Genomic DNA, 20,940 nt, shown 5'->3' on the forward strand with positions numbered 1-20,940 from the left:
GGCCGTGAACTACGAGAAGAACTGGGCCAGTTCGGCGTGGGTGGGGTTGTGCACCCCGGACTCCGAGGGCTGCGGGTCGGGGTGGGTAGCACCAGGCCGCGGCACCGGCTTCGGGTACTCCAGCGGCTCCGTGTCCTCGTCCCGGTTGACCGTCGCGAACATCCAGTTGGCCTCGGCGAGTCGGTCGACCGCGGCGGCGAGGAGGTGGTCGGTGACCGACCAGTCCGCCGCCTCGCCGTGCAGCTCGCGCAGCGTCGCGCTGTCCGGCGGCAGATGCCGGACCAGCACCGCGAGCCGGCGCGCGGAGAGCCGGCCGCGGTGCCAGTCGAGCAGGTCCACGCCGTAGTGGCGGAGCAGGTCCGCCTCCAGAGCCTCGGCGTGCTCGTCGACGAACTCGCCGAGGCTCAGCCTTCCCCCAGGCCGAGCCCGGTCTCCTTGCCGTACGCCTCCATGATCGCGGCGATGTCCTGCATGGTGACCTCGTGCCGGTCGAAGCGCGCGAACTGGTCCGCGCCGAGCAGCACGGCCAGCAGACCGTCAACGTCGTTGTCGTCGAGCTCGCGCAGGGCGCGGGCGGTCTTGCGGGTCAGCTCGGTGGGGAGCGTGAAGGTGTCGCCGTCGATGGTGAACGACCAGCTGCGGCCGAGCGCCTCCAGTCGCTGGGCGCGGGCGGCGCCGACGTCGAAACCTGCCATGGTTCAACTCCGTTCAGGGAATGTGATGTTGGGGCGGATGGGATGGTGCGAGCGGGCCGGGGCGCGGGGAGGGTGCGCCCCGGCCCACTCGCCGGGGGGAGGGGGAGGGTCAGGCCGCGCTGTACGCCGGGTCCTTCATCAGGAAGCTGGCCAGCGGCTTGGTGTCGTCTGCCGACAGGGCCGTGAAGGTGACGCCGAGCTTGATGGAGCCGGTGCGGGTCAGCGACAGCTCCTCGGAGTCGGTGACCTGGCCGCGCGGGACGACGAAGCGGTACGTGATGGCGCTGCCGTCGCTGAACTCGATGCCGAGCGCCTTCTCGTTGAACTTCGGGGCGGAGGCGAGGTCGTACTTGTAGATGCCGGAGCCGGTCGCGGTCTCGGCGACGGCGTCGCCGCCCATGAAGAACGGCAGGGTGTCCTCGTTCAGCTGCAGCAGCTGGAACTTCACAGTCAGGTCGCGGTCGGAGTAGATGAACCGGGCCGGGGAGACCGACTGCCAGGTCTCGACCGGGTCCAGCTTGTCCTTCTTGGCGATCTTGATGCCGTCCTGCGAGGTGTAGCCGAGGTCCTTCCAGGCCGCGGCCCACGCGGCGGTGGTGTCGGCCGGCGCGGCAGTGCCGACCGGGGCGACCAGGATGCGGCCGGTGCCGGCGACGCGGATCTCGCCTGAGTTGTTGCCTGCCATGCGTAACTCCTCTGGGAGAAGGGTGTGTTGAGAGGTGCCGGTGCCACCCGGACATGCCGAGGGCCCTGCCCTCGCGCCGCCGGTCGGCGGGGAGGGGCAGGGGCCCGAACGGGATGAGCGGGGCGGCGGCCGGTTCAGGTGGCGTGGATGTTCAGCCGGACCGTGGAGTAGTAGCGGTTGGCCGCCGACCGGTTCCAGTCCGGCAGCCACCGCGGCCCGTCGGCCTCGACGACGTCGGTGACGCTCGCCGTGCCGTAGAGCGTGCCGCGCAGCGCGAGGAGCGCGGCGCGGACCTTCAGGGCCAGGGTGTGGGCGGTGGTCTTGTCGGGGCCGTAGACCTCGATGTCCACCAGGGGTGTGTCGAGATGCTGGTCGTCGATCCAGGCCCCGCCGGAGCGGGAGACCAGGACGACCTGCTGGGTGCCGTCGAAGCCGGCCGGCGGGACGTTGTCCACGGTGGCGGCGGCGAGTTCGGCGCGGTCGGTCAGGAAGTCGACGACGAGTCGCTCGACGTCGGGGAAGGTGACCGTCGGATCGGCCACGGGGTGGCCTCCCTTCGCGGTGCTTCGTGTGGAGCGGCGGCGGGTACAGCTCCGCCGCTGCACCAACTGTGACATGTTGCGAGCGAGAGCGCAACAAGAGGACAAGAGTTCTTGTCGGCCTGCGCCCCGGTCACGTCAGTCACGGCGCCCGGACCGCCCCCGCGCGGCCCGCTCCGCGGCGAACACGTCCTCCAACCGGAAGAGATGCGTACGCCCTTGCCGGCCGGCGGCGGTCAACCGCCCCAGCTGAACCCACTTCCGTACGGTCGCGGGGGCGACCCCCGCCTCCTTCGCGGCCGTCGCCCCGGTCACCAGGGTGGGCTCGGCACTCATCGGCCGACCTCCTCCCCTTCGTCCCAACTGTGCCTGTACGCGGGGTCGCTGGAGCACCGGCACGCCGGATCGCCGCACCGGCACCCGGGGTTGACGCAGAGCACGGTCCCCGCGGCCGGCAGGGCGCGCAGGGAGACCGAGTCGCACCACGGGCAACGGCCGTCCAGGCGCACCATCGCCTCGGCGGTCCCGAGCGTGCGCCCGAGGCGCCGGGCCATACGACGGCATTCGTCGAGGACGTGACGGGCCAGGACCGGGTGGTCGGCCACCTGGTCCAGCAGTAAGGCGATCCGCGCGAGCCGCTCGGGCACGCCGACCCGCGGCGCACGGCCGAGCCCGAGCTTGTCCCGTACGGCCTCTTCGAGTTCGACCACGCCGTCCGTGATGTCCCGTACGGCGTCGGAGACATGGAGGCGCACGGGGGCGGAACCCGTGCCGCCGCGGCTGCCCCGGGTACGGGACGCGAGCACGCCCGGACTGCTGCTCCCCGGCGCCAACTCGGCAAGAAGCTCGGGGAATTGACGTATCAGAATGTCGATCCAGTGGGCGGCGCGGGTGGTGTCCCGGGCGGTGAGTTCGGACGGCATGGCGAAGTGCTCCCAACGTGCGTGAGGCGGGTTTTCGGTGGCCGCCGACCGCTGACAGCCGGCCGCGGCTGCTTGTTGCGCGTGCGCGCCTAGCTTGGCATGTTGCGAAGGCGCACGCAATTGGCATATGCGGGCCGGGATTCCCCGAATCGGTTCTGATGCGCGCGCGCACCCACGTATTTTCGCGTGCGCACGCGCGCTAAAGTGGGCGCGTCAGCGAGGGATGAAGAGGGGCACCCACTCATGAAGAGCGACGCCGAGCACATCGAGGAATTCGCCGCCTGGGTCGAGGACGTGATGCGGGCGCGCGGTTACGACATCGACAGCCCGCGCGGCGGTGGCAGGACCAAGCTGGCCGAGGACGCCGGCGTGCACCGCGCGGCCGTGACGCGGCTGCTGCAACGGCAGAGCATGCCCGACCTGGACACGATGAGGGGCCTCGCGCGCGCCCTGCGCGTCCCCGTCCGGGACGTCCTGATCCGCTCCGGCAGGCTGACGGAGGAGGACCTGCCACAGTCCCCGGCACCCCCGACGCCCGCCTCACCGTCCCCCGACGCCCCCCTCTCCGCGGAACAGGCGGCCACGGCCCTGGGCATCCCGGAACACCTGCGCTCGGCGTTCGTCCAGATCACGGAGCAACTGCGACTGGGTTCGGCGGGGGCGCCGACGCCGGAGGGCGGGGCGGACGGGCAGGCGGGGCGCTGACCGTCAACCGGGCCGCCACCCACCCGACCGGTCGTCGCCGCGCCGCCGACGTGAGTCAGGATGGGCCCATGAGCGTAGTGAAGATCAACGTGCTGACCGTGCCCGCCGAGCAGCGGGAGGTCCTGGAGAAGCGGTTCGCCTCGCGGGCCGGTGCCGTGGAGGGGGCCGACGGGTTCGAGTGGTTCGAGCTGCTGCGGCCGGTCGAGGGCACCGACCAGTACCTCGTGTACACGCGCTGGCGTGACGAGGAGTCCTTCCAGGCATGGATGGAGGGCTCGATGAAGTCCGCGCACCAAGGCGGCGGCGAAGGCGCCGAGCGCCCGAAGCCGGCGGCCAGCGGCTCGACCCTGTGGTCGTTCGACGTGGTGCAGTCGGCGGCGCCGAAGAACGCCTGACCGTCCGACCCTCCGACCGCGGGTACGACAACGCCCCCTGCCCGTGCGGGTCAGGGGGCGCCGTCATGGCCGTACGAACCGCTACTTCACCGGCTCCGGCTCCGGCGTGCTCTCCGTCTCCTCGTCGCCCGCCGGGTCGACCGGTGTCTTGACGGACTCCAGGAGGAGCTGGGCGACGTCCACCACCTGGATGGATTCCTTCGCCTTGCCATCGTTCTTCTTGCCGTTGACCGAGTCCGTGAGCATGACCAGGCAGAAGGGGCAGGCCGTCGAGACGATGTCGGGGTTGAGCGAAAGAGCTTCATCGACGCGCTCGTTGTTGATGCGCTTGCCGATGCGCTCCTCCATCCACATGCGCGCGCCGCCCGCGCCGCAGCAGAAGCCGCGCTCCTTGTGGCGGTGCATCTCCTCGTTGCGCAGGCCGGGGACGTTCGCGATGATCTCGCGCGGCGGCGTGTAGATCTTGTTGTGGCGGCCCAGGTAGCAGGGGTCGTGGTACGTGATGATGCCCTCGACCGGGGTGACCGGGACCAGCTTGCCCTCGTCCACCAGGTGCTGGAGCAGCTGGGTGTGGTGGATGACCTCGTAGTCGCCGCCGAGCTGCGGGTACTCGTTGCCGATCGTGTTCAAGCAGTGGGGGCACGTCGCGACGATCTTCTTCGCCGACTTCGGCTTGGCGGACTCCGGGACCACCTTGCCGTCGTCGTCGAGCTCCTCGCCGAACGCCATGTTCAGCGCCATGACGTTCTCCATGCCGAGCTCCTGGAACAGGGGCTCGTTGCCCAGGCGCCGGGCGGAGTCGCCGGTGCACTTCTCGTCGCCGCCCATGATCGCGAACTTCACGCCCGCGATGTGGAGGAGTTCCGCGAAGGCCTTTGTCGTCTTTTTGGCGCGGTCTTCGAGGGAGCCCGCACAGCCGACCCAGTAGAGGTACTCGACCTCCGTCAGGTCCTCGATGTCCTGGCCGACGACCGGGACCTCGAACTCGACCTCCTTGAGCCACTCCAGGCGCTGCTTCTTGGCCAGGCCCCAGGGGTTGCCCTTCTTCTCCAGGTTCTTGAGCATCGTGCCCGCCTCGGAGGGGAAGGCCGACTCGATCATGACCTGGTAGCGGCGCATGTCGACGATGTGGTCGATGTGCTCGATGTCGACCGGGCACTGCTCGACGCAGGCGCCGCAGGTGGTGCAGGACCACAGGACGTCCGGGTCGATGACGCCGTTCTCCTCGGCGGTGCCGATCAGCGGGCGCTCGGCCTCGGCGAGAGCGGCGGCCGGCACGGAAGCCAGCTGCTCCTCGGACGCCTTCTCCTCGCCCTCCATCGTCTTGCCGCCGCCCGCCAGCAGGTACGGCGCCTTGGCGTGCGCGTGGTCGCGCAGGGACATGATCAGCAGCTTCGGGGAGAGCGGCTTGCCGGTGTTCCAGGCCGGGCACTGCGACTGGCAGCGGCCGCACTCGGTGCAGGTCGAGAAGTCGAGGAGGCCCTTCCAGGAGAACTGCTCCACCTGGGAGACGCCGAAGACGTCGTCGTCACCGGGGTCGGTGAAGTCGATCGGCTTGCCGCCGCTCGTCATCGGCTGGAGCGCGCCCAGGGCCGTACCGCCGTCCGCCTCGCGCTTGAACCAGATGTTCGGGAAGGCGAGGAAGCGGTGCCAGGCCACACCCATGTTGGTGTTGAGCGAGACGACGATCATCCAGATGAACGAGACGCTGATCTTGATCATCGCGACCAGGTAGACCAGGTTCTGCAGCGCCGTCACGCTCAGGCCCTTGAAGGCCAGGACCAGCGGGTACGAGGCGAAGTACGAGGCGTCGTAGCCGTCCACGTGGTGGATGGCGCCCTCCAGGCCGCGCAGCACGTAGATCGCGAGGCCGATGGTGAGGATGACGTACTCGACGAAGTAGGCCTGACCCGACTTGGAGCCCGCGAAGCGGGACTTGCGGCCCGGACGGGAGGGGAGGCTCAGCAGGCGGATCGTGATGAGTACGACGATGCCGAGCACCGTCATCACGCCGATGAACTCGGTGTACATCTCCAGCGGCAGCCACTCGCCGACGACCGGCAGCGTCCAGTCCGCCTGGAAGAGCTGGCCGAAGGCCTGCGCCAGGGTCGGCGGCAGTGTCAGGAAGCCGACGGCCACGAACCAGTGCGCGAAGCCGACGATGCCCCAGCGGTTCATCCGGGTGTGCCCGAGGAACTCCTTCACCAGCGTCACGCTGCGCTGGTAGGGGTTGTCGGTGCGGCTGCCGGCGGGGACCGGCTGGCCCAGCTTGAAATACCGGACGAACTGACCGATGGCGCGTGCGAGCAGCGCGACGCCGACCACGGTCAGAACCAGCGACACGATGATCGCGGCGAGTTGCATTGGGGGCTCCTCGGGCCTGCGAGGTTATTACTAAGCGGTAACTTATGCAGTCCGTCTGAGACTACCCTTATCTTCCATCGCACTGTAGCCAGGCGTGCAGTGATCTGGATCGCTGAGGGTTGCCTTAAGATCCGCAAAGATCTGAACGTGTTATTCGTACCAAATTGGTACATTCGCAACTAATTTAGAACCGTGCTCTACGGGATCGTCGCCGCCACCTCCGCCCTGCTCGTCGCAGCCGTACTCAGTGCCCTCGGCCGGGCGCCCGCTCTGCGCCTGGGTGTCGTCGACCGGCGGCGGCAGCGGCGCCTGCCGCTGTTCGGGGGTGTCGCGATCGTGCTCGCCACCTGTCTGGTCACGGTCGCCGGGGACCGGGTCGGGGTCGCGCGGCTCGGTGGCGGGGTCGGGCGGCTGCTCGTCGCGGGCGCGGCCGTCGCCGCGCTGGGGCTCGTCGCCGACGTGCGGCGGGTCAAGATGCGGGTGCTCGTCGTCGGTACGGGCGTCGCGGCCGCGTGCGTCGTGCCGTACGAGGAGACGGGGGTCGCCGGTGGCGTGCTCGCCGTCGCGTGGGTCGTGTTCGTCGCCCTCGCCTTCCGCGCGCTCGACCACGCCGACGCGCTCGCCGGGACCGTCGGGGTCGTCACCGCCTTCGGGGTCGGCGCCTGTGCCGCCGCCGAGGTGATGGACGGGCTCGCCGTGCTGCTGAGCGTGCTCGCCGCCGCGCTCACCGGGTTCCTCATGCACAACTGGCATCCCGCGCGCGTGGGGCTCGGTTCGTGCGGGTCGCTGTTCACGGGGTTCCTGCTCGCGTCGGCCGCCGTGTTCACGCGGGCCGGGTACGGGATCGCCTCCAGCGCGGGCGTGCTGTTCTCGCTCACCGCCGTCGCCAGTGCCGACGTGATCCTCGTGGTGCTCGTGCGGCGGCTCGGCGGGCGGCCCCTGTCGCGCCGTGGGCCCGATCACCTCGCGCACCGGTTGCGGCGGTCGGGGCTCACACCCGCCGGGGTGACCGTGCTGCTCGGGCTCGGGGCGTTTTCCGGGGTGCTCGTCGGGGTCCTCGTACACGTGGGGTGGATCGCGGGATCGGGGGCGCTGTGGGTCGGCGCCGGGGTCCTCGGGGTGGTGGGCGTACTGCTTCGGATCCCTGGTTCTTCCCCTAGGGGTCCGGCATCGCCGCAGGTCACGGGCCAGTTGCGTGTAAGGAACGGATAAGAGTTGAGTCGCTGCGACTCAGGTCTGTTGACCCATTCGCAGACGTCATGCACACTTGAGTCCGTTCCACTCAAGTCAGCTGGAGGAATCAACCATGGCACGTGCGGTCGGCATCGACCTGGGCACGACTAACTCCGTCGTCAGCGTTCTTGAAGGCGGCGAGCCCACCGTCATCACCAACGCCGAGGGTGCCCGGACCACGCCGTCCGTCGTCGCCTTCGCGAAGAACGGCGAAGTGCTGGTCGGCGAGGTGGCCAAGCGCCAGGCGGTCACCAACGTGGACCGGACCATCCGTTCCGTGAAGCGCCACATGGGCACCGACTGGAAGATGGAGCTCGACGGGAAGCCCTTCAACCCGCAGCAGATCTCCGCCTTCATCCTCCAGAAGCTCAAGCGGGACGCCGAGTCCTACCTGGGCGAGAAGGTGACCGACGCGGTCATCACCGTCCCGGCGTACTTCAACGACTCCGAGCGTCAGGCGACGAAGGAGGCCGGCGAGATCGCCGGTCTGAACGTCCTGCGTATCGTCAACGAGCCCACCGCGGCCGCGCTCGCGTACGGCCTCGACAAGGACGACCAGACGATCCTCGTCTTCGACCTCGGTGGCGGCACCTTCGACGTGTCCCTCCTGGAGATCGGCGACGGCGTCGTCGAGGTGAAGGCCACCAACGGTGACAACCACCTCGGTGGTGACGACTGGGACCAGCGCGTCGTCGACTACCTGGTGCAGCAGTTCAAGTCCGGTCACGGCGTGGACCTCGCCAAGGACAAGATGGCGCTGCAGCGTCTGCGCGAGGCCGCCGAGAAGGCCAAGATCGAGCTGTCCTCCTCGACGGAGACCTCGATCAACCTGCCCTACATCACCGCCTCCGCCGAGGGCCCGCTGCACCTGGACGAGAAGCTCACCCGGGCTCAGTTCCAGCAGCTGACCGCGGACCTCCTGGAGCGCTGCAAGACCCCGTTCTTCAACGTCATGAAGGACGCCGGCGTCAACATCAACGAGATCGACCACGTCGTCCTCGTCGGTGGCTCCACCCGTATGCCCGCCGTCGCCGAGCTCGTCAAGGAGCTGACCGGCGGCAAGGACGCCAACAAGGGCGTGAACCCGGACGAGGTCGTCGCCATCGGCGCGTCCCTCCAGGCCGGTGTCCTCAAGGGTGAGGTCAAGGACGTCCTGCTCCTCGACGTGACCCCGCTGTCCCTCGGCATCGAGACCAAGGGCGGCATCATGACCAAGCTGATCGAGCGCAACACCACGATCCCGACCAAGCGGTCCGAGATCTTCACCACGGCCGAGGACAACCAGCCGTCCGTGCAGATCCAGGTCTACCAGGGCGAGCGCGAGATCGCGGCGTACAACAAGAAGCTCGGGATGTTCGAGCTGACCGGTCTGCCCCCGGCGCCCCGCGGCGTCCCGCAGATCGAGGTGTCCTTCGACATCGACGCCAACGGCATCATGCACGTGACCGCCAAGGACCTGGGCACGGGCAAGGAGCAGAAGATGACCGTCACCGGCGGCTCCTCGCTGCCGAAGGACGAGGTCGACCGGATGCGCCAGGAGGCCGAGCAGTACGCGGACGAGGACCACCGCCGCCGCGAGGCCGCCGAGACCCGCAACCAGGGCGAGCAGCTCGTCTACCAGACGGAGAAGTTCCTCAAGGACAACGAGGACAAGGTCCCCGGCGAGATCAAGACCGAGGTCGAGGCCTCCGTCGAGGAGCTGAAGACCGCGCTCAAGGGCGAGGACACCGCCGAGATCCGCACCGCCACCGAGAAGGTCGCGGCCGTCTCGCAGAAGCTCGGCCAGGCCATGTACGCCGACGCCCAGGCCGCCCAGGCCGCGGGTGGCGCCGACGCCGGTGCCGAGGCCCCCAAGGCCGACGACGACGTGGTCGACGCCGAGATCGTGGACGACGAGCGCAAGGACGGTGCCGCGTGACGGAGGAGACCCCGGGCTTCGAGGAGAAGCCCGACGTCCCCTCCGGCGCCACCCCTGACGACGCCGAGCCGAAGGCCGCCTCCCCCTCGACCGGGGAGGGGGCGGCCCCGGCCGGGGACGCATCAGCACAGATCGCCGGCCTGACGGCCCAGCTGGACCAGGTGCGCAAGGCGCTCGACGAGCGCACCGCGGACCTCCAGCGGCTCCAGGCCGAGTTCCAGAACTACCGCCGCCGTGTGGAGCGGGACCGGATCACGGTCCGGGAGATCGCCATCGCGAACCTCCTGACCGAACTCCTGCCCGTGCTCGACGACATCGGCCGCGCCGGGGACCACGGCGAACTCGTCGGCGGATTCAAGTCCGTCGCGGAGTCGCTGGAGACCGTCGCGGCGAAGATGGGACTGCAGCAGTTCGGCAAGGAGGGCGAGCCCTTCGACCCGACGATCCACGAGGCCCTGATGCACAGTTACGCGCCGGACGTCACCGAGACGACGTGCGTGGCGATTCTGCAGCCCGGGTATCGCATCGGCGAGCGCACCATCCGCCCCGCGCGGGTGGCCGTCGCCGAGCCCCAGCCCGGGGCGCAGACGGTCAAGGCCGAAGGTGCCGAGGAGGCTCCGGCGGCCGGCGACGACAAGGACAACGGCTCTGAGGAGGGCTGAAGTCACCAGGACTGATCGGGAGGAGGGGCGTCGGGGATGAGCACCAAGGACTTCATCGAGAAGGACTACTACAAGGTCCTCGGCGTCCCCAAGGACGCCACCGAGGCCGAGATCAAGAAGGCGTACCGGAAGCTCGCCCGCGAGTTCCACCCGGACGCCAACAAGGGCAACGCCAAGGCCGAGGAGCGCTTCAAGGAGATCTCCGAGGCCAACGACGTGCTCGGCGACCCCAAGAAGCGCAAGGAGTACGACGAGGCGCGCGCCCTGTTCGGCAACGGCGGGTTCCGCCCGGGGCCGGGCGCGGGCGGCGGCAACTTCAACTTCGACCTGGGCGACCTCTTCGGAGGCGGCGCCCAGGGCGGGGGCTCCGGAGGCTTCGGCGGCGGACTCGGTGACGTCTTCGGGGGCCTGTTCAACCGCGGCAGCTCCGGCACGACCCGGGTGCAGCCCCGGCGCGGCCAGGACATCGACACCGAGGTCAGCCTCAGCTTCATCGAGGCGATCGAGGGGGCGACGGTCCCGCTGCGCATGTCCTCGCAGGCGCCCTGCAAGGCCTGCTCCGGCACCGGCGACGCCAACGGCAACCCGCGGGTGTGCCCGACGTGCGTCGGCACCGGCCAGGTGGCGCGGGGTTCCGGCGGCGGCTTCTCGCTCACGGACCCCTGCCCGGACTGCAAGGGCCGCGGCCTGATCGCGGAGAACCCCTGCGAGGTGTGCAAGGGCTCGGGACGCGCCAAGTCCTCGCGCACCATGCAGGTCCGCATCCCGGCGGGCGTCTCGGACGGGCAGCGCATCCGGCTGCGCGGCAAGGGCGCGCCGGGCGAGCGGGGCGGCCCGGCCGGCGACCTGTACGTCACCGTGCACGTCTCCGCGCACCCGGTGTTCGGCCGCAGGGACGACAACCTCACCGTCACTGTCCCGGTGACGTTCGCGGAGGCGGCCCTCGGCGGCGAGGTCAGGGTCCCCACCCTGGGCGGCCCGCCCGTCACCCTCAAGCTGCCGCCGGGCACGCCCAACGGCCGCACCATGCGTGCCCGCGGCAAGGGCGCGGTCCGCAAGGACGGCACCCGCGGGGACCTGCTGGTCACCGTCGAGGTGAGTGTCCCCAAGGACGTGACGGGGAAGGCTCGTGACGCGCTGGAGGCGTATCGCGAGGCGACCGCGGGAGAGGACCCGCGGGCGGAGCTGTTCCAGGCCGCGAAGGGAGCATGAACAAGCCATGGATGGGACCGGCCGTCGACGCAACCCGTACGAACTGACCGAGGAGACCCCGGTCTACGTCATCTCGGTGGCGGCCCAGCTCTCCGGCCTGCACCCGCAGACCCTCCGTCAGTACGACCGCCTCGGCCTGGTCTCCCCGGACCGCACGGCCGGGCGGGGCCGCCGGTACTCGGCCCGCGACATCGAACTGCTGCGCACCGTGCAGCAGTTGTCGCAGGACGAGGGCATCAACCTGGCCGGCATCAAGCGGATCATCGAGCTGGAGAACCAGGTCGCCGCGCTCCAGCAGCGCGTCGCCGAACTCCAGGCGGCGGTCGACGGCGCCGCGGCGGCCATGCAGCAGCGCGAGGCGGCGGTGCACGCGTCGTACCGCCGTGACCTGGTCCCGTACCAGGAGGTCCAGCAGACCAGCGCGCTGGTGGTGTGGCGACCGAAGAAGGCCAAGGACTAGACGGCCGCGCAGGCTGGGCGCCCCACAGGCGCACGAGAGAGGGGCCCGGAGGACGAACCTCCGGGCCCCTCTCGCGTGTTCAGGGCGCCAGGACCGCGTAGTCGCCGCCCGCCGCCGACTCGGTGCCGTCCGCGTACAGGGCGGTCACCCAGTAGTAGTGGGTGGTGCCCTTGGCCGCGGTGGTGTCCGTGTACGAGGTGGCCGCGGCGGTGTCCGTCAGCTTCTCGTACGTCTTGGCCGCCGGGTTCCAGCGGTAGACGCGGTAACCGGTGGCGTCCGCCACGGTGTTCCAGGACAGCGCCACGTCCGGGCCGGCCGGGGTCGCCGTCAGGTGGACCGGCGAGGTCTCGGGAGTGGCCACGCTCGGCGTCATGTCGAGCTCGGTGACGCTCACCGCCGGGACCCCGTCGTCGCTCCACTGGATGGCGGAGTTGCCGTCGTCGTCGACGGCGTCCATGAAGAAGCAGGACGTGTCGCCGTCGGGGAGCGTGACGTCGTCGTAGGAGGTCCTGGTGGGCGCGAGGTAGTCCGACGCGCTGCCGTAGCAGACCTGCCCGCCGTCCTCGCCGTCGACGAGCTCGCCCCAGTAGACCGTGTAGTACTTCAGGTCCGTGGCCGCGCTCTTGTCCCACGTCAGGTGGAAGCCGTACTCGGTCGGGGTGACGTCGAGGCCGGTGACCAGGGCCGGCGGGTCGTTGTCCCAGATCGTGCCGCGCTGGGACGCGGAGCGGGCGGACTCGTTGCCCGCCGCGTCGACCGCGGACACCCGGTAGTAGTAGACGACGCTCTCGGCGGCCGAGGTGTCCAGATACGACAGCCCGCTCGTACTGCCGACCGCGGAGTACGTGCCGTTCTCGCTCGCCGCCCGGAAGACGCGGTACGACACCGCGTCCGCGACCGCGTCCCAGCCGACCTCGAGACCGCCCGTGCCGCCGGCCGGGGTCACCTCGCCGGTCGCCTTGTTGATCACGGGCACGCCCGGCGCCACCCGGTCGGCGGTGGTCACCGCCTGGTCCGCCGTACCGGCCGACTCGTTGCCCGCCCGGTCGTAGGCGCGCACCTCGTAGTAGTACGTCTGCCCGGTCGCCGGCAGCGTCGAGTCGGTGTACGTCGTCGAGGCGGTCGTGGCGATCGGCGTACTCCCGAAGGACTCGCCCTTCAGCCGCCGGTAGACGCGATACCCGGCGAGGTCCATCTCCTTGTTCTTCGACCAGGTGAGCTTTGCCTTCCCGGTCGAGGAGTCGTACGACACCGAAGTGCCCGTCGGGACAAGGGGCTTGACCTTGTCGACGGCGGCGGAGGTGCGTGGGGCGTAGGTGACGGAGACGGCGGCGGAGCCGGTCCAGTTGGCGTAGTCGACGCGGACCGTGTGCTTGCCGGCGGGGATCGTGACGTCGGCGGACTTCTTGACGGTCGCCGAGACGTTCTTCCAGAGGTCGATCTTCCGGGCGCCGTCGACGTAGACGCGGATGCCGTCAAGCCCGGAGGCGGCGAGCCTGAAGGGGCCGCCGGAGCCGAAGTCGCGGGTGACGGTCCAGCGGACGCCGAAGTTGTCCTTCGGCAGGCCCGAAGCCGGCGCGCCCGTCTTCCAGTTCTGGTCGATCGCGCTGTCGCAGTCCGTCTTCTTCGGGGTGCCGGAGAAGGCGGTGTTCGCGAAGAACTGGCGTTTGAAGACGGGGGAGGCGCAGGTGGTCGCCGCCGAGGCGGGCGCGGCCGTCGCGGAGAGCAGACCGGCGGCGGTGGCGAGCACGACGGCGGAGGTGGCCGTGGCCGTCATACGTCTGGCTGGCTTCATTCGATCCTCTGGTCGGTTCGTGTACGGCTGTTGGAAGCCGTCGTGATCACGACTCGCGAGGAATCGGGTTGGTTGTACGGATCTTTGCCCGCCGATTGCCAGACGTTGCATGGAGAGTCCGTAAAGGGCGTTTGGAGGGGGTTGCGCCAACTCTTCACATGACAAGCGGAGCGTGGCGTTGCGCACTCGTTAAGTAGTTCCGCTTGACGCCCGGGGGCGCCTCCGCGTTGGCTTTTCAGTCATCCGGGTCGCAATGCTGCGCCCGTGTCCCGAAGGCACCAGAAGTGAGCAGCCCAGTGAGCAGTCCCATGCGTCGTCGTACCGCCATAGCCGTGGCCGCGTCCGCCACGATGTCCCTCGCGCTCGCCGGCTGCGGCGTGCTGAACGTGTCGGGGAACAGCAGCTCGGCGAGCCCCACCAAGGGCGACGACGTCACCATCGGGCTGCTGCTGCCGGAGAAGGCCAACACCCGTTACGAGGACTTCGACTACCCGATCATCAAGGAACAGGTGTCGTCCCTCACCAAGAAGCAGGGCAAGGTCGACTACGCCAACGCCGACCAGGACGCCGACAAGCAGGCGCAGCAGATGCAGCAGATGATCGACGACAAGGTCGACATCATCCTGCTGGACGCGGTCGACTCGCACGCCATCGCGACCGAGGTGAAGAAGGCCAAGGACGCGGGCATCCCGGTCATCGCCTACGACCGGCTGGCCGAGGGCCCGATCGACGCGTACGTCTCCTTCGACAACGAGCTGGTCGGCGAGGTGCAGGGCCGCTCCCTGCTGGAGGCGCTCGGCTCGGACGCCGACACCTCCGACAAGATCGTCATGATGAACGGCTCGCCGACCGACCCGAACGCCAAGCAGTTCAAGGCGGGCGCGCTGTCGGAGCTGAACGGCAAGGTGACGATCGCGGACTCCTTCGACACCAAGGACTGGAAGCCGGAGAACGCCCAGGCCAACATGACCGAGGCGATCGACAAGATCGGCAAGGGCAACATCGCCGCGGTCTACTCCGCCAACGACGGCATGGCGGGCGGCATCGTCAAGGCCCTGGAGAACGCGGGCGTGACCAAGCTGCCGCCGATCACCGGGCAGGACGCGGAACTCGCCGCCGTGCAGCGGATCGTCACGGGCGAGCAGTACATGAGCGTCTACAAGTCCTACCCGCAGGAGGCGGAGGCGGCCGCGCAGATGGCGGTGGCCAAGGTCCAGGGCCACGACATCCAGTTCGACGCCCTGACCCAGGACTCGGTGGACAGCCCGACCAACAAGGACATCCCGGCCCAGCTGGTCACGGTGACGGCCCTGACGAAGAAGAACATCAAGTCGACGGTCGTCGCGGACGGCATCTACAAGATCTCGGACATCTGCACGAGCGAGTACAAGACGGATTGCGACGCGATCGGGCTGAAGTAGCCGTCGTCCGGGGTCAGTCGGCGGCCTCGACGGCGTAGAGGCGGCCGTTGTCGCTGCCGACGTACACCACCCCGTCGGCGACGACGGGGGAGGACCGCACCGGCCCGCCGGTGGCGAACCGCCACCGCTCCAGTCCGGTGGCGGCATCCAGCGCGTACACGTTGCCGTCTTCGCAGCCGAAGCAGACCGTCCGGCCCGCGACCGTGGGCGAAGTGCACACGGGGCTGCCGGTCGCGAACCGCCACTTCTGCTCTCCGGCGGCGGCGTCGAGGGCGAACAGACGGCCGTCCCTGTTGCCGACGTACACCGTGCCGTCCACGGCCGTCGGCGCGCGGTCGACGGGGCCACCGGTGTCGAAGCGCCAGGCCGTGGCTCCGTGGGCGATGTCCAGGGCGTGCAACTGGCCGCGGGCGTCGCCGATGTGGATACGGCCGTCGTACAGGGCGAGGGGGCCGGACACGGGTTCGCCCATCTTCGCGTACCAGCCCCTGCGGGGTGAGTCCGTGAGGAAGCTGAACACGTGGTTGCGGCGGTTGCCGACAATGATCGTCGTACCGGCCCTGGCCAGCCAGGCGTACCTCGTCATGCCGCCCGTGGATCTCCGCCCGCTGGGCTTGCCGTCCTCGGCGTCGTGCGTGGCCACGCCGGCGCCGTCTCCCACGTACACCTCGCCGTCGGCCACCACCACGTTCGGAGTCGTCCGGCCGACGAGCTTCTTCTCCCAGCGGACGCGTCCGGTGCGGGCGTCGATCGCGCACAGGTGCCGCTCCGCGGTGAGGTAGACGGTGTCGCCCACCACTTCGAGCACGGACTGGATGCCGCCGACCTGGAGCATGACGTGCCACTTCTGCTGCCCGTCGGTGTCGACCGCGTACACGGAGCCGCTGTCGTCGGCGACGTACACGAGTCCGTTCGCCACGGCCGGCGTGGACCGGATCGCACCGGAGGTCCGGAAGCTCCAGCGTTCGGTGCCGGCGAGGGGCGGGGCCGCGACGGAGAGCACGGGTGCCGGAGCCGGAGCCGGCGGCGGCGGCGCGGAGACCGGCGTCGGCTCCGGCATCGGCGTCGGCTCCGGTACTGGCGTCGGCTCCGGCACCGGCACCGGCGTCGGCTCCGGTACCGGCGGGGGCGCCGGCACCCGTGCCCGCCCCGCCAGCCGCTCCGCGGCCGCCGCCGACACGCTCCGGCTGTCGTCCTCCGTCAGGCGCCGCAGCTCCTCCTCCGCCCGGCGGCGCACCGTCGCGTTGCCCGTGTCGTACAGGTGCGCCAGCAGGGCCACCGCGCCCCGGCGGTCCGTGGCCAGGGGGCTGTCCAGGGCGTGCCGGAGGTGCTCGGGCAGGGTCCAGTTGACGTTGTGGGCGATGACGGTGCGGCCCTGGACCTCCTCCAGCTTCTTCGGCCGCTGCTGCGGCATCTCGGCGACGACCCTGTCGTGGACGTAGGTGTACAGCTCGTCGAGAGTGATGTCGCCGTCCCCGTCCAGGTCGGCGGAGCCGTCGCGCAACCCCTGCACCAGGTGCCGGGTGAAGACCGACTGGGCCGCGCTGCCGTGCACCTGGTCGCCCTCGAAGGAGTACTGCATGGCGTCCGAGGCGGTCAGCACCGTACGGCCGCGGCCCCCGAACCGGTCCAGCGTGTGCACGTCGCCGTCGGCCTTCGCGAGCCGGGCGCCCGCGCCGCTGTAGCAGCAGTCGAGGACCAGCACCTGCCGGCGCGACATGCACGCGTCCATCGCCTGATGGATCCGCTCGGCGGACAGCGCGGTGAACATGAGGTTGGTGCGGCGGGTGTCGGTCGTCGCCAGGTGCAGCCGGCCCTCGTCGTCCTTGAGGCCGTGACCGGTGAAGTACAGCAGCACGAGGTCGTCGTGGCGGCGGTCGTGCAGCAGGTCGCCGAGGGCCGCGCCGACCCGGTGGTGCGGTTCGTTGACCAGCGTCGTGACCTCGAACCCGGCGATCTCCGGGTCCCGCAGGACCTCGGCCAGCGCCTCGGCGTCGTGCGCGGGAGCGGTCAACTGCCGCAGCCCGTCGTCCTGGTACGCGTACGTGGCGACCAGCAGGGCCAGTCGGCGTCCCACCGCTACTCCCCGCCGTCCGGCCCGTGCCGCCGCACGAACGCCTCGATCAGCGCGCGGCGTTCGTCGGGCGTCGCCCGCTCCAGTTCCACCGTGTCGCCGTCGATCGTGACCGAGACGCGGTGCCGGGCGGACTGCCGGCCGAGCCAGTCCTGGAGCGTGCCGACCAGCGCGACCAGTACCCCGCCAGGCGCGCTCAGGGCCAGCACCACCGCGCCCACGGTGACCGGGTCGACCGCCTTGGAGCCCGGCGGCGGGGCGCCGTCGGGCACGACACGCAGCGCGTCGACGTCGAGCCCGCGCAGCTCGGCCCGCAGCCGGAGCGCCAGTTCCTCGGTCTCCTGCGCGTCCGCCTCGGCGTCCGGCGTCAGACCCAGCACAACGTCCAAGGTTTCCACTCCCCCGGCCGTGGATTCGCCTGCCCCACAGCGTAGTTACCAGTGTGGTGAGTGGGGATGGTACCGGGGGAGGGTGACGGCCGGGCTCAGGCGACCCGCGTGAACACCACCGACACCTCCGGCGGTCCGCCCGCCACGCCTCGGTAGATGCCCTTGTGCGGGGTCACGTCGTCGTAGTCGCGGCCCCGGGCCACCACCACGTGGGACTCGTCGGCGCGGGTGCGGTTGGTGGGGTCGTAGCCGCACCAGTCGCCCGCCCAGTACTCGATCCACGCGTGGCTCTGGCCGGCCACCGGCCGGTGCAGGTCGGCCTCGCGCTCGGGGTGCAGATAGCCGGAGACATAGCGGGTGGGCAGGCCCACGCCCCGCAGCAGGGCGATCGTCAGGTGGGTGATGTCCTGGCAGACGCCTGCGCCCTGCTCCCAGGCCTCCACCGGGGAGGTGTTCACGCTGGTCGCGCCCGGCAGGTACGACACCCGGTCGGCGACCAGCGCGGAGACCGCGAGCGCCGTGTCGTGCGGGTCGAGGCCGGCCGCGGCCTTCCGCGCCTTCTTGACCAGCTTCGCGGGGACGGTCGTACGGCCCGTGGGGCCCGCGAACTCCAGCAGGCGGGAGTTCGCGACACGTTCGGCCACCTCCGCCCACCCCGGCGCCTGCGGCAGCGGGCCCGGCGGGGCGGTCTCGACCAGGCTGGACGCCGTGATGGTCAGATGGCCGTGCGGGTCCATCAGGTCGAAGCCGGTGACCTGGGTGCCCCAGTAGTCCCAGTACGACCAGGTGGGCGTGGTGGGGTTGACGGTGACGCGGGCGTCCAGCGTCGTCTGGCCCGGGAGCGTCAGCGGGGTCATGCGGACCTCGTTGTGCGAGGAGGCCGCGGGCTGGGCGTAGGCGACCCGGGTGGTGTGCTTGATACGGAGGCGGCGGGTCATGCTCACGCTCCTTCCTGGGCCCACTCCACGGGCCCCTGGTACGGGAAGAACCGCTCCGCCACGGCGTCGGCGGACGCCATGCAGGCCTGCTGCAGGTCCTTCAGGAGGGTGGGCAGCTGGTCCTCCAGGGCGTGCGTGTCCAGGTATTCGAGGCGGGTGCGCAGGCGGCCGATCGGGCGGCGGGCCGGGTCCTGGCGGGGGCGGCCGAGCGCGGTGAGGCACTCCTCGGCCGTGGTCAGCGCGTGCAGCGCGGAGCGCGGGAAGTCCCGGTCCAGGAGCAGGAACTCGGCCACCCTCGGGGTGTCGCCGAAGCCGCCGTACACGCGCGCGTACGCCTCGTCGGCGCCCGACGCGCTCAGCAGCGTCGTCCAGTCCGGCGCGTGCGCCGCGTCCAGGACTCGCACCGACAGCAGTCGTACGGTCATGTCCACCCGTTCCAGGCTCCGGCCGAGCACCACGAACCGCCAGCTGTCGTCCCGGCTCATCGTCGAGTCGGCGAGACCGAAGAACAGCGCGGCCCGGCTCCGTACCAGCTCCAGGTACGCGTACGGGCCCGTGCGCCGGGCCGCCAGCCGCTGGTCGGCGAGCGCGTGCCACGTCGAGTTGAGGCACTCCCACATCTCCGAGGAGACCGCCTCACGCGCGCTCCTGGCGTTCAGCCGGGCCGCGCCCAGCGCGCCCTCGATCGAGCCCGTCGAACGGGCGTCGAAGGCCAGCTGGTCCAGCACCTGCTGCATGTCGCAGGGGCCGTCGCCCGCGTCCATGCCGAGGATCGCGTACAGCGACCGGCAGGCCGCGTCCTCGTCGCGCCAGGGGTCCTCCAGCATGCGGTGCAGATAGGCGTCGAGGATGCGCCCGGTGGCGTCGGCCCGCTCGACGTAACGGCCGGTCCAGGTCAGGGCTTCGGCGATACGGGAGAGGATCACGTCGTTCATTGCTGCTGCGCCCCTTCCTGTACGACGGCACGGGTGCCGTCGGGTCCGAGCCGGCGCGGGGCGACGGCGGGCGGCGCGGTGTCCGGCTCGGGCGCGGGCTGCTCGGCCGGGCCCTCCGCGAGCACCCAGGTGTCCTTGGAGCCGCCACCCTGGCTGGAGTTGACGATCAGGTTGCCCTCCTGCAACGCCACTCGCGTCAGGCCGCCGGGCAGCACCCAGATGTCGTCGCCGTCGTTCACGGCGAACGGTCTGAGGTCGATGTGGCGCGGTGCCATGCGCTCGCCGGCGAGGGTGGGGGAGGTGGACAGGGCCACCGGGCGCTGGGCGATGAAGCCGCGCGGGTCGGCGATCACCGCTTTGCGAGTGCGTTCGAGGGTGTCCGCGTCGGCCTTCGGCCCGATGACGATGCCCTGGCCGCCGGCGCCGTCCACCGGCTTGATCACCAGCTTGTCGATCTGGTCGAGGACGGCGTCCAACTGCCCGGGCTCATCGGGCCGGTAGGACTCCACATTCGGCAGAATCGGTTCCTCGGAGAGGTAGTAGCGGATCAGGTCCGGGACGTACGTGTAGAGCAGCTTGTCGTCGGCTATCCCGTTGCCCACGGCGTTCGCGAGTGTGACGTTGCCGGCCATGGCGGCGCCCATGATGCCGGGGCAGCCGATCACCGAGTCGGGGCGGAAGTGGAGCGGGTCGAGGAAGTCGTCGTCCAGGCGCCGGTATACGACATGGACGGGCACCTCTCCGCGCGTCGTACGCATCCACACCCGGTTGTTCCGGCACACCAGGTCGTGCCCCTCGACCAGCTGCACGCCCATCAGCCGGGCGAGCAGGGCGTGTTCGAAGTAGGCGGCGTTGCTGGGCCCGGGGGTCAGCACCACGACCCGTGGATCGGCGGTCCCGTCGGGCGCGGCGGCCCGCAGCGCGGCGAGCAGCCGCTGGGTGTACCCGTCGACCGGCAGCACGTGCTGCTCGGCGAAGAGCGAGGGGAAGATGCGGGTCATCGCGCGCCGGTTCTCGATGACGTACGAGACCCCGCTGGGGACCCGCACGTTGTCCTCCAGCACCCGGAAGTCCCCGGCCTCGTCCCGCACGAGGTCGATGCCGGCGACGTGGATGCGTACCCCGCCGGGTGGCTCCACGCCGTGCGCGGCCCGGTGGAAGTGCGGGGAGTTGAGCAGCAGCCGCCAGGGCACGACACCGTCCTCGAAGGCCCGGCAGTGCCCGTAGGCGTCGGCGAGATAGGCCTCCAGGGCCCGCACCCGCTGACCGACGCCCCGTTGTATGAGATCCCATTCGAGGGCGTCGAGGATCCTGGGCACGAGGTCCAGCGGCCAGGGCCGCTCCTCGCCCGCGAAGGCGTAGGTCACGCCCCGGTCGGTGAACGCCCGGGCCATCTGGTCGGCCCGGAACCTGAGTTCGCTCGGCTCGATCGGCTGAAGTGCCGCCAGCACCGGCTCATAGGCGGTCCTGACCTCACCCGGCCGCTCGAACATCTCGTCCCACGCGTCGGCCAACGCGTATGCGTCAAATATGTCCGCCATGAGGGGACGTTAGAGGCGGCGCGTAACGCAGTGATCACCACGGCATTTCCGGGAGC

21 protein-coding genes are annotated in these 20,940 nt (G+C 70.4%); 8 read left to right on the forward strand and 13 right to left on the reverse strand.

Translation table 11 applies throughout. From position 1 onward, the window contains the following. Positions 1-9: 9 nt before the first annotated feature. The 6 genes from MQP27_RS28220 to MQP27_RS28245 form a co-directional block, all read right to left on the reverse strand. Positions 10-339, reverse strand: coding sequence for a DUF5361 domain-containing protein (locus tag MQP27_RS28220; RefSeq protein ID WP_242768715.1), 330 nt, complete (start codon positions 337-339; stop codon positions 10-12). A gap of 65 nt (positions 340-404) precedes the next feature. Next, positions 405-695, reverse strand: coding sequence for a hypothetical protein (locus tag MQP27_RS28225; protein ID WP_242768716.1), 291 nt, complete (start codon positions 693-695; stop codon positions 405-407). A gap of 109 nt (positions 696-804) precedes the next feature. Beyond that, positions 805-1,380 carry a phage tail tube protein gene (locus MQP27_RS28230; RefSeq protein WP_242768717.1) on the reverse strand — a complete coding sequence of 192 codons (576 nt, stop codon included), beginning with the start codon at positions 1,378-1,380 and terminating at the stop codon, positions 805-807. 134 nt (positions 1,381-1,514) lie between these two features. Beyond that, positions 1,515-1,922, reverse strand: a complete 408-nt coding sequence (locus MQP27_RS28235; protein ID WP_242768718.1) for a phage tail termination protein — start codon at positions 1,920-1,922, stop codon at positions 1,515-1,517. A gap of 135 nt (positions 1,923-2,057) precedes the next feature. Continuing rightward, positions 2,058-2,255 (reverse strand): MerR family transcriptional regulator, encoded by a 198-nt coding sequence (locus tag MQP27_RS28240; RefSeq protein ID WP_242768719.1) that lies wholly within the window; start codon positions 2,253-2,255, stop codon positions 2,058-2,060. Then, complete coding sequence (locus tag MQP27_RS28245) at positions 2,252-2,842, reverse strand: hypothetical protein (RefSeq protein WP_242768720.1); 591 nt, start codon at positions 2,840-2,842, stop codon at positions 2,252-2,254. The genes MQP27_RS28240 and MQP27_RS28245 overlap by 4 nt, the downstream gene beginning before the upstream one ends. A 243-nt stretch (positions 2,843-3,085) precedes the next feature. On the opposite strand from MQP27_RS28245, the gene MQP27_RS28250 reads away from it, so the two are divergent. Together MQP27_RS28250 and MQP27_RS28255 are read left to right on the forward strand one after the other, a co-directional pair. Beyond that, complete coding sequence (locus MQP27_RS28250; RefSeq protein ID WP_242768721.1) at positions 3,086-3,547, forward strand: helix-turn-helix domain-containing protein; 462 nt, start codon at positions 3,086-3,088, stop codon at positions 3,545-3,547. A 68-nt stretch (positions 3,548-3,615) separates the two neighbouring features. After that, entirely contained in the window at positions 3,616-3,942 is a 327-nt protein-coding gene (locus MQP27_RS28255) for an antibiotic biosynthesis monooxygenase family protein (protein WP_242768722.1), read from the forward strand. Positions 3,943-4,023: 81 nt separating this feature from the next. Here MQP27_RS28255 and MQP27_RS28260 read toward each other — a convergent pair whose 3' ends face one another. Continuing rightward, the gene (locus tag MQP27_RS28260; protein WP_242768723.1) at positions 4,024-6,306 is read right to left on the reverse strand and encodes a (Fe-S)-binding protein; all 2,283 of its coding nucleotides are present in this window, start codon (positions 6,304-6,306) and stop codon (positions 4,024-4,026) included. A 192-nt stretch (positions 6,307-6,498) separates the two neighbouring features. On the opposite strand from MQP27_RS28260, the gene MQP27_RS28265 reads away from it, so the two are divergent. The 5 genes from MQP27_RS28265 (at position 6,499) to MQP27_RS28285 (ending at position 11,791) form a co-directional block, all read left to right on the forward strand. Further along, positions 6,499-7,518 carry an MraY family glycosyltransferase gene (locus MQP27_RS28265; RefSeq protein WP_242768724.1) on the forward strand — a complete coding sequence of 340 codons (1,020 nt, stop codon included), beginning with the start codon at positions 6,499-6,501 and terminating at the stop codon, positions 7,516-7,518. A 94-nt stretch (positions 7,519-7,612) separates the two neighbouring features. Then, entirely contained in the window at positions 7,613-9,457 is a 1,845-nt protein-coding gene (dnaK, locus tag MQP27_RS28270) for a molecular chaperone DnaK (protein ID WP_242768725.1), read from the forward strand. Further along, positions 9,454-10,119: a nucleotide exchange factor GrpE gene (gene grpE, locus MQP27_RS28275; RefSeq protein ID WP_242768726.1), complete on the forward strand. Its 666-nt coding sequence runs from the start codon at positions 9,454-9,456 to the stop codon at positions 10,117-10,119. The genes dnaK and grpE overlap by 4 nt, the downstream gene beginning before the upstream one ends. 36 nt (positions 10,120-10,155) lie before the next feature. Next, positions 10,156-11,331 (forward strand): molecular chaperone DnaJ, encoded by a 1,176-nt coding sequence (gene dnaJ / locus MQP27_RS28280; RefSeq protein WP_242768727.1) that lies wholly within the window; start codon positions 10,156-10,158, stop codon positions 11,329-11,331. 7 nt (positions 11,332-11,338) lie between these two features. Further along, a complete protein-coding gene (locus MQP27_RS28285; RefSeq protein WP_242768728.1) occupies positions 11,339-11,791 on the forward strand; it encodes a heat shock protein transcriptional repressor HspR in 453 nt (150 codons plus the stop codon). Positions 11,792-11,870: 79 nt separating this feature from the next. On the opposite strand, the gene MQP27_RS28290 is transcribed toward MQP27_RS28285, so the two are convergent. Continuing rightward, the gene (locus MQP27_RS28290; protein WP_242768729.1) at positions 11,871-13,586 is read right to left on the reverse strand and encodes a PA14 domain-containing protein; all 1,716 of its coding nucleotides are present in this window, start codon (positions 13,584-13,586) and stop codon (positions 11,871-11,873) included. Positions 13,587-13,894: 308 nt separating this feature from the next. Here MQP27_RS28290 and MQP27_RS28295 point away from each other — a divergent pair, with 308 nt between their 5' ends. Beyond that, positions 13,895-15,007: a sugar ABC transporter substrate-binding protein gene (locus MQP27_RS28295; RefSeq protein WP_242768730.1), complete on the forward strand. Its 1,113-nt coding sequence runs from the start codon at positions 13,895-13,897 to the stop codon at positions 15,005-15,007. A gap of 13 nt (positions 15,008-15,020) precedes the next feature. Here MQP27_RS28295 and MQP27_RS28300 read toward each other — a convergent pair whose 3' ends face one another. The 5 genes from MQP27_RS28300 to MQP27_RS28320 all read right to left on the reverse strand — a co-directional run bounded on the left by MQP27_RS28300 (position 15,021) and on the right by MQP27_RS28320 (position 20,884). Further along, on the reverse strand, positions 15,021-17,084 hold the full coding sequence (locus MQP27_RS28300; RefSeq protein WP_242768731.1) for a caspase, EACC1-associated type: 2,064 nt from the start codon (positions 17,082-17,084) through the stop codon (positions 15,021-15,023). 2 nt (positions 17,085-17,086) lie between these two features. Beyond that, positions 17,087-17,479, reverse strand: a complete 393-nt coding sequence (locus MQP27_RS28305; RefSeq protein WP_372511331.1) for an effector-associated constant component EACC1 — start codon at positions 17,477-17,479, stop codon at positions 17,087-17,089. A gap of 86 nt (positions 17,480-17,565) precedes the next feature. Beyond that, positions 17,566-18,408 (reverse strand): transglutaminase family protein, encoded by an 843-nt coding sequence (locus tag MQP27_RS28310; protein ID WP_242768732.1) that lies wholly within the window; start codon positions 18,406-18,408, stop codon positions 17,566-17,568. A gap of 2 nt (positions 18,409-18,410) precedes the next feature. Next, entirely contained in the window at positions 18,411-19,343 is a 933-nt protein-coding gene (locus MQP27_RS28315; RefSeq protein WP_242768733.1) for an alpha-E domain-containing protein, read from the reverse strand. Continuing rightward, a complete protein-coding gene (locus MQP27_RS28320; RefSeq protein WP_242768734.1) occupies positions 19,340-20,884 on the reverse strand; it encodes a circularly permuted type 2 ATP-grasp protein in 1,545 nt (514 codons plus the stop codon). The genes MQP27_RS28315 and MQP27_RS28320 overlap by 4 nt, the downstream gene beginning before the upstream one ends. Positions 20,885-20,940 lie beyond the last annotated feature (56 nt).

Source organism: Streptomyces cylindrosporus, assembly GCF_022698165.1.
GTDB classification, from domain to species: Bacteria; Actinomycetota; Actinomycetes; order Streptomycetales; family Streptomycetaceae; genus Streptomyces; species Streptomyces cylindrosporus.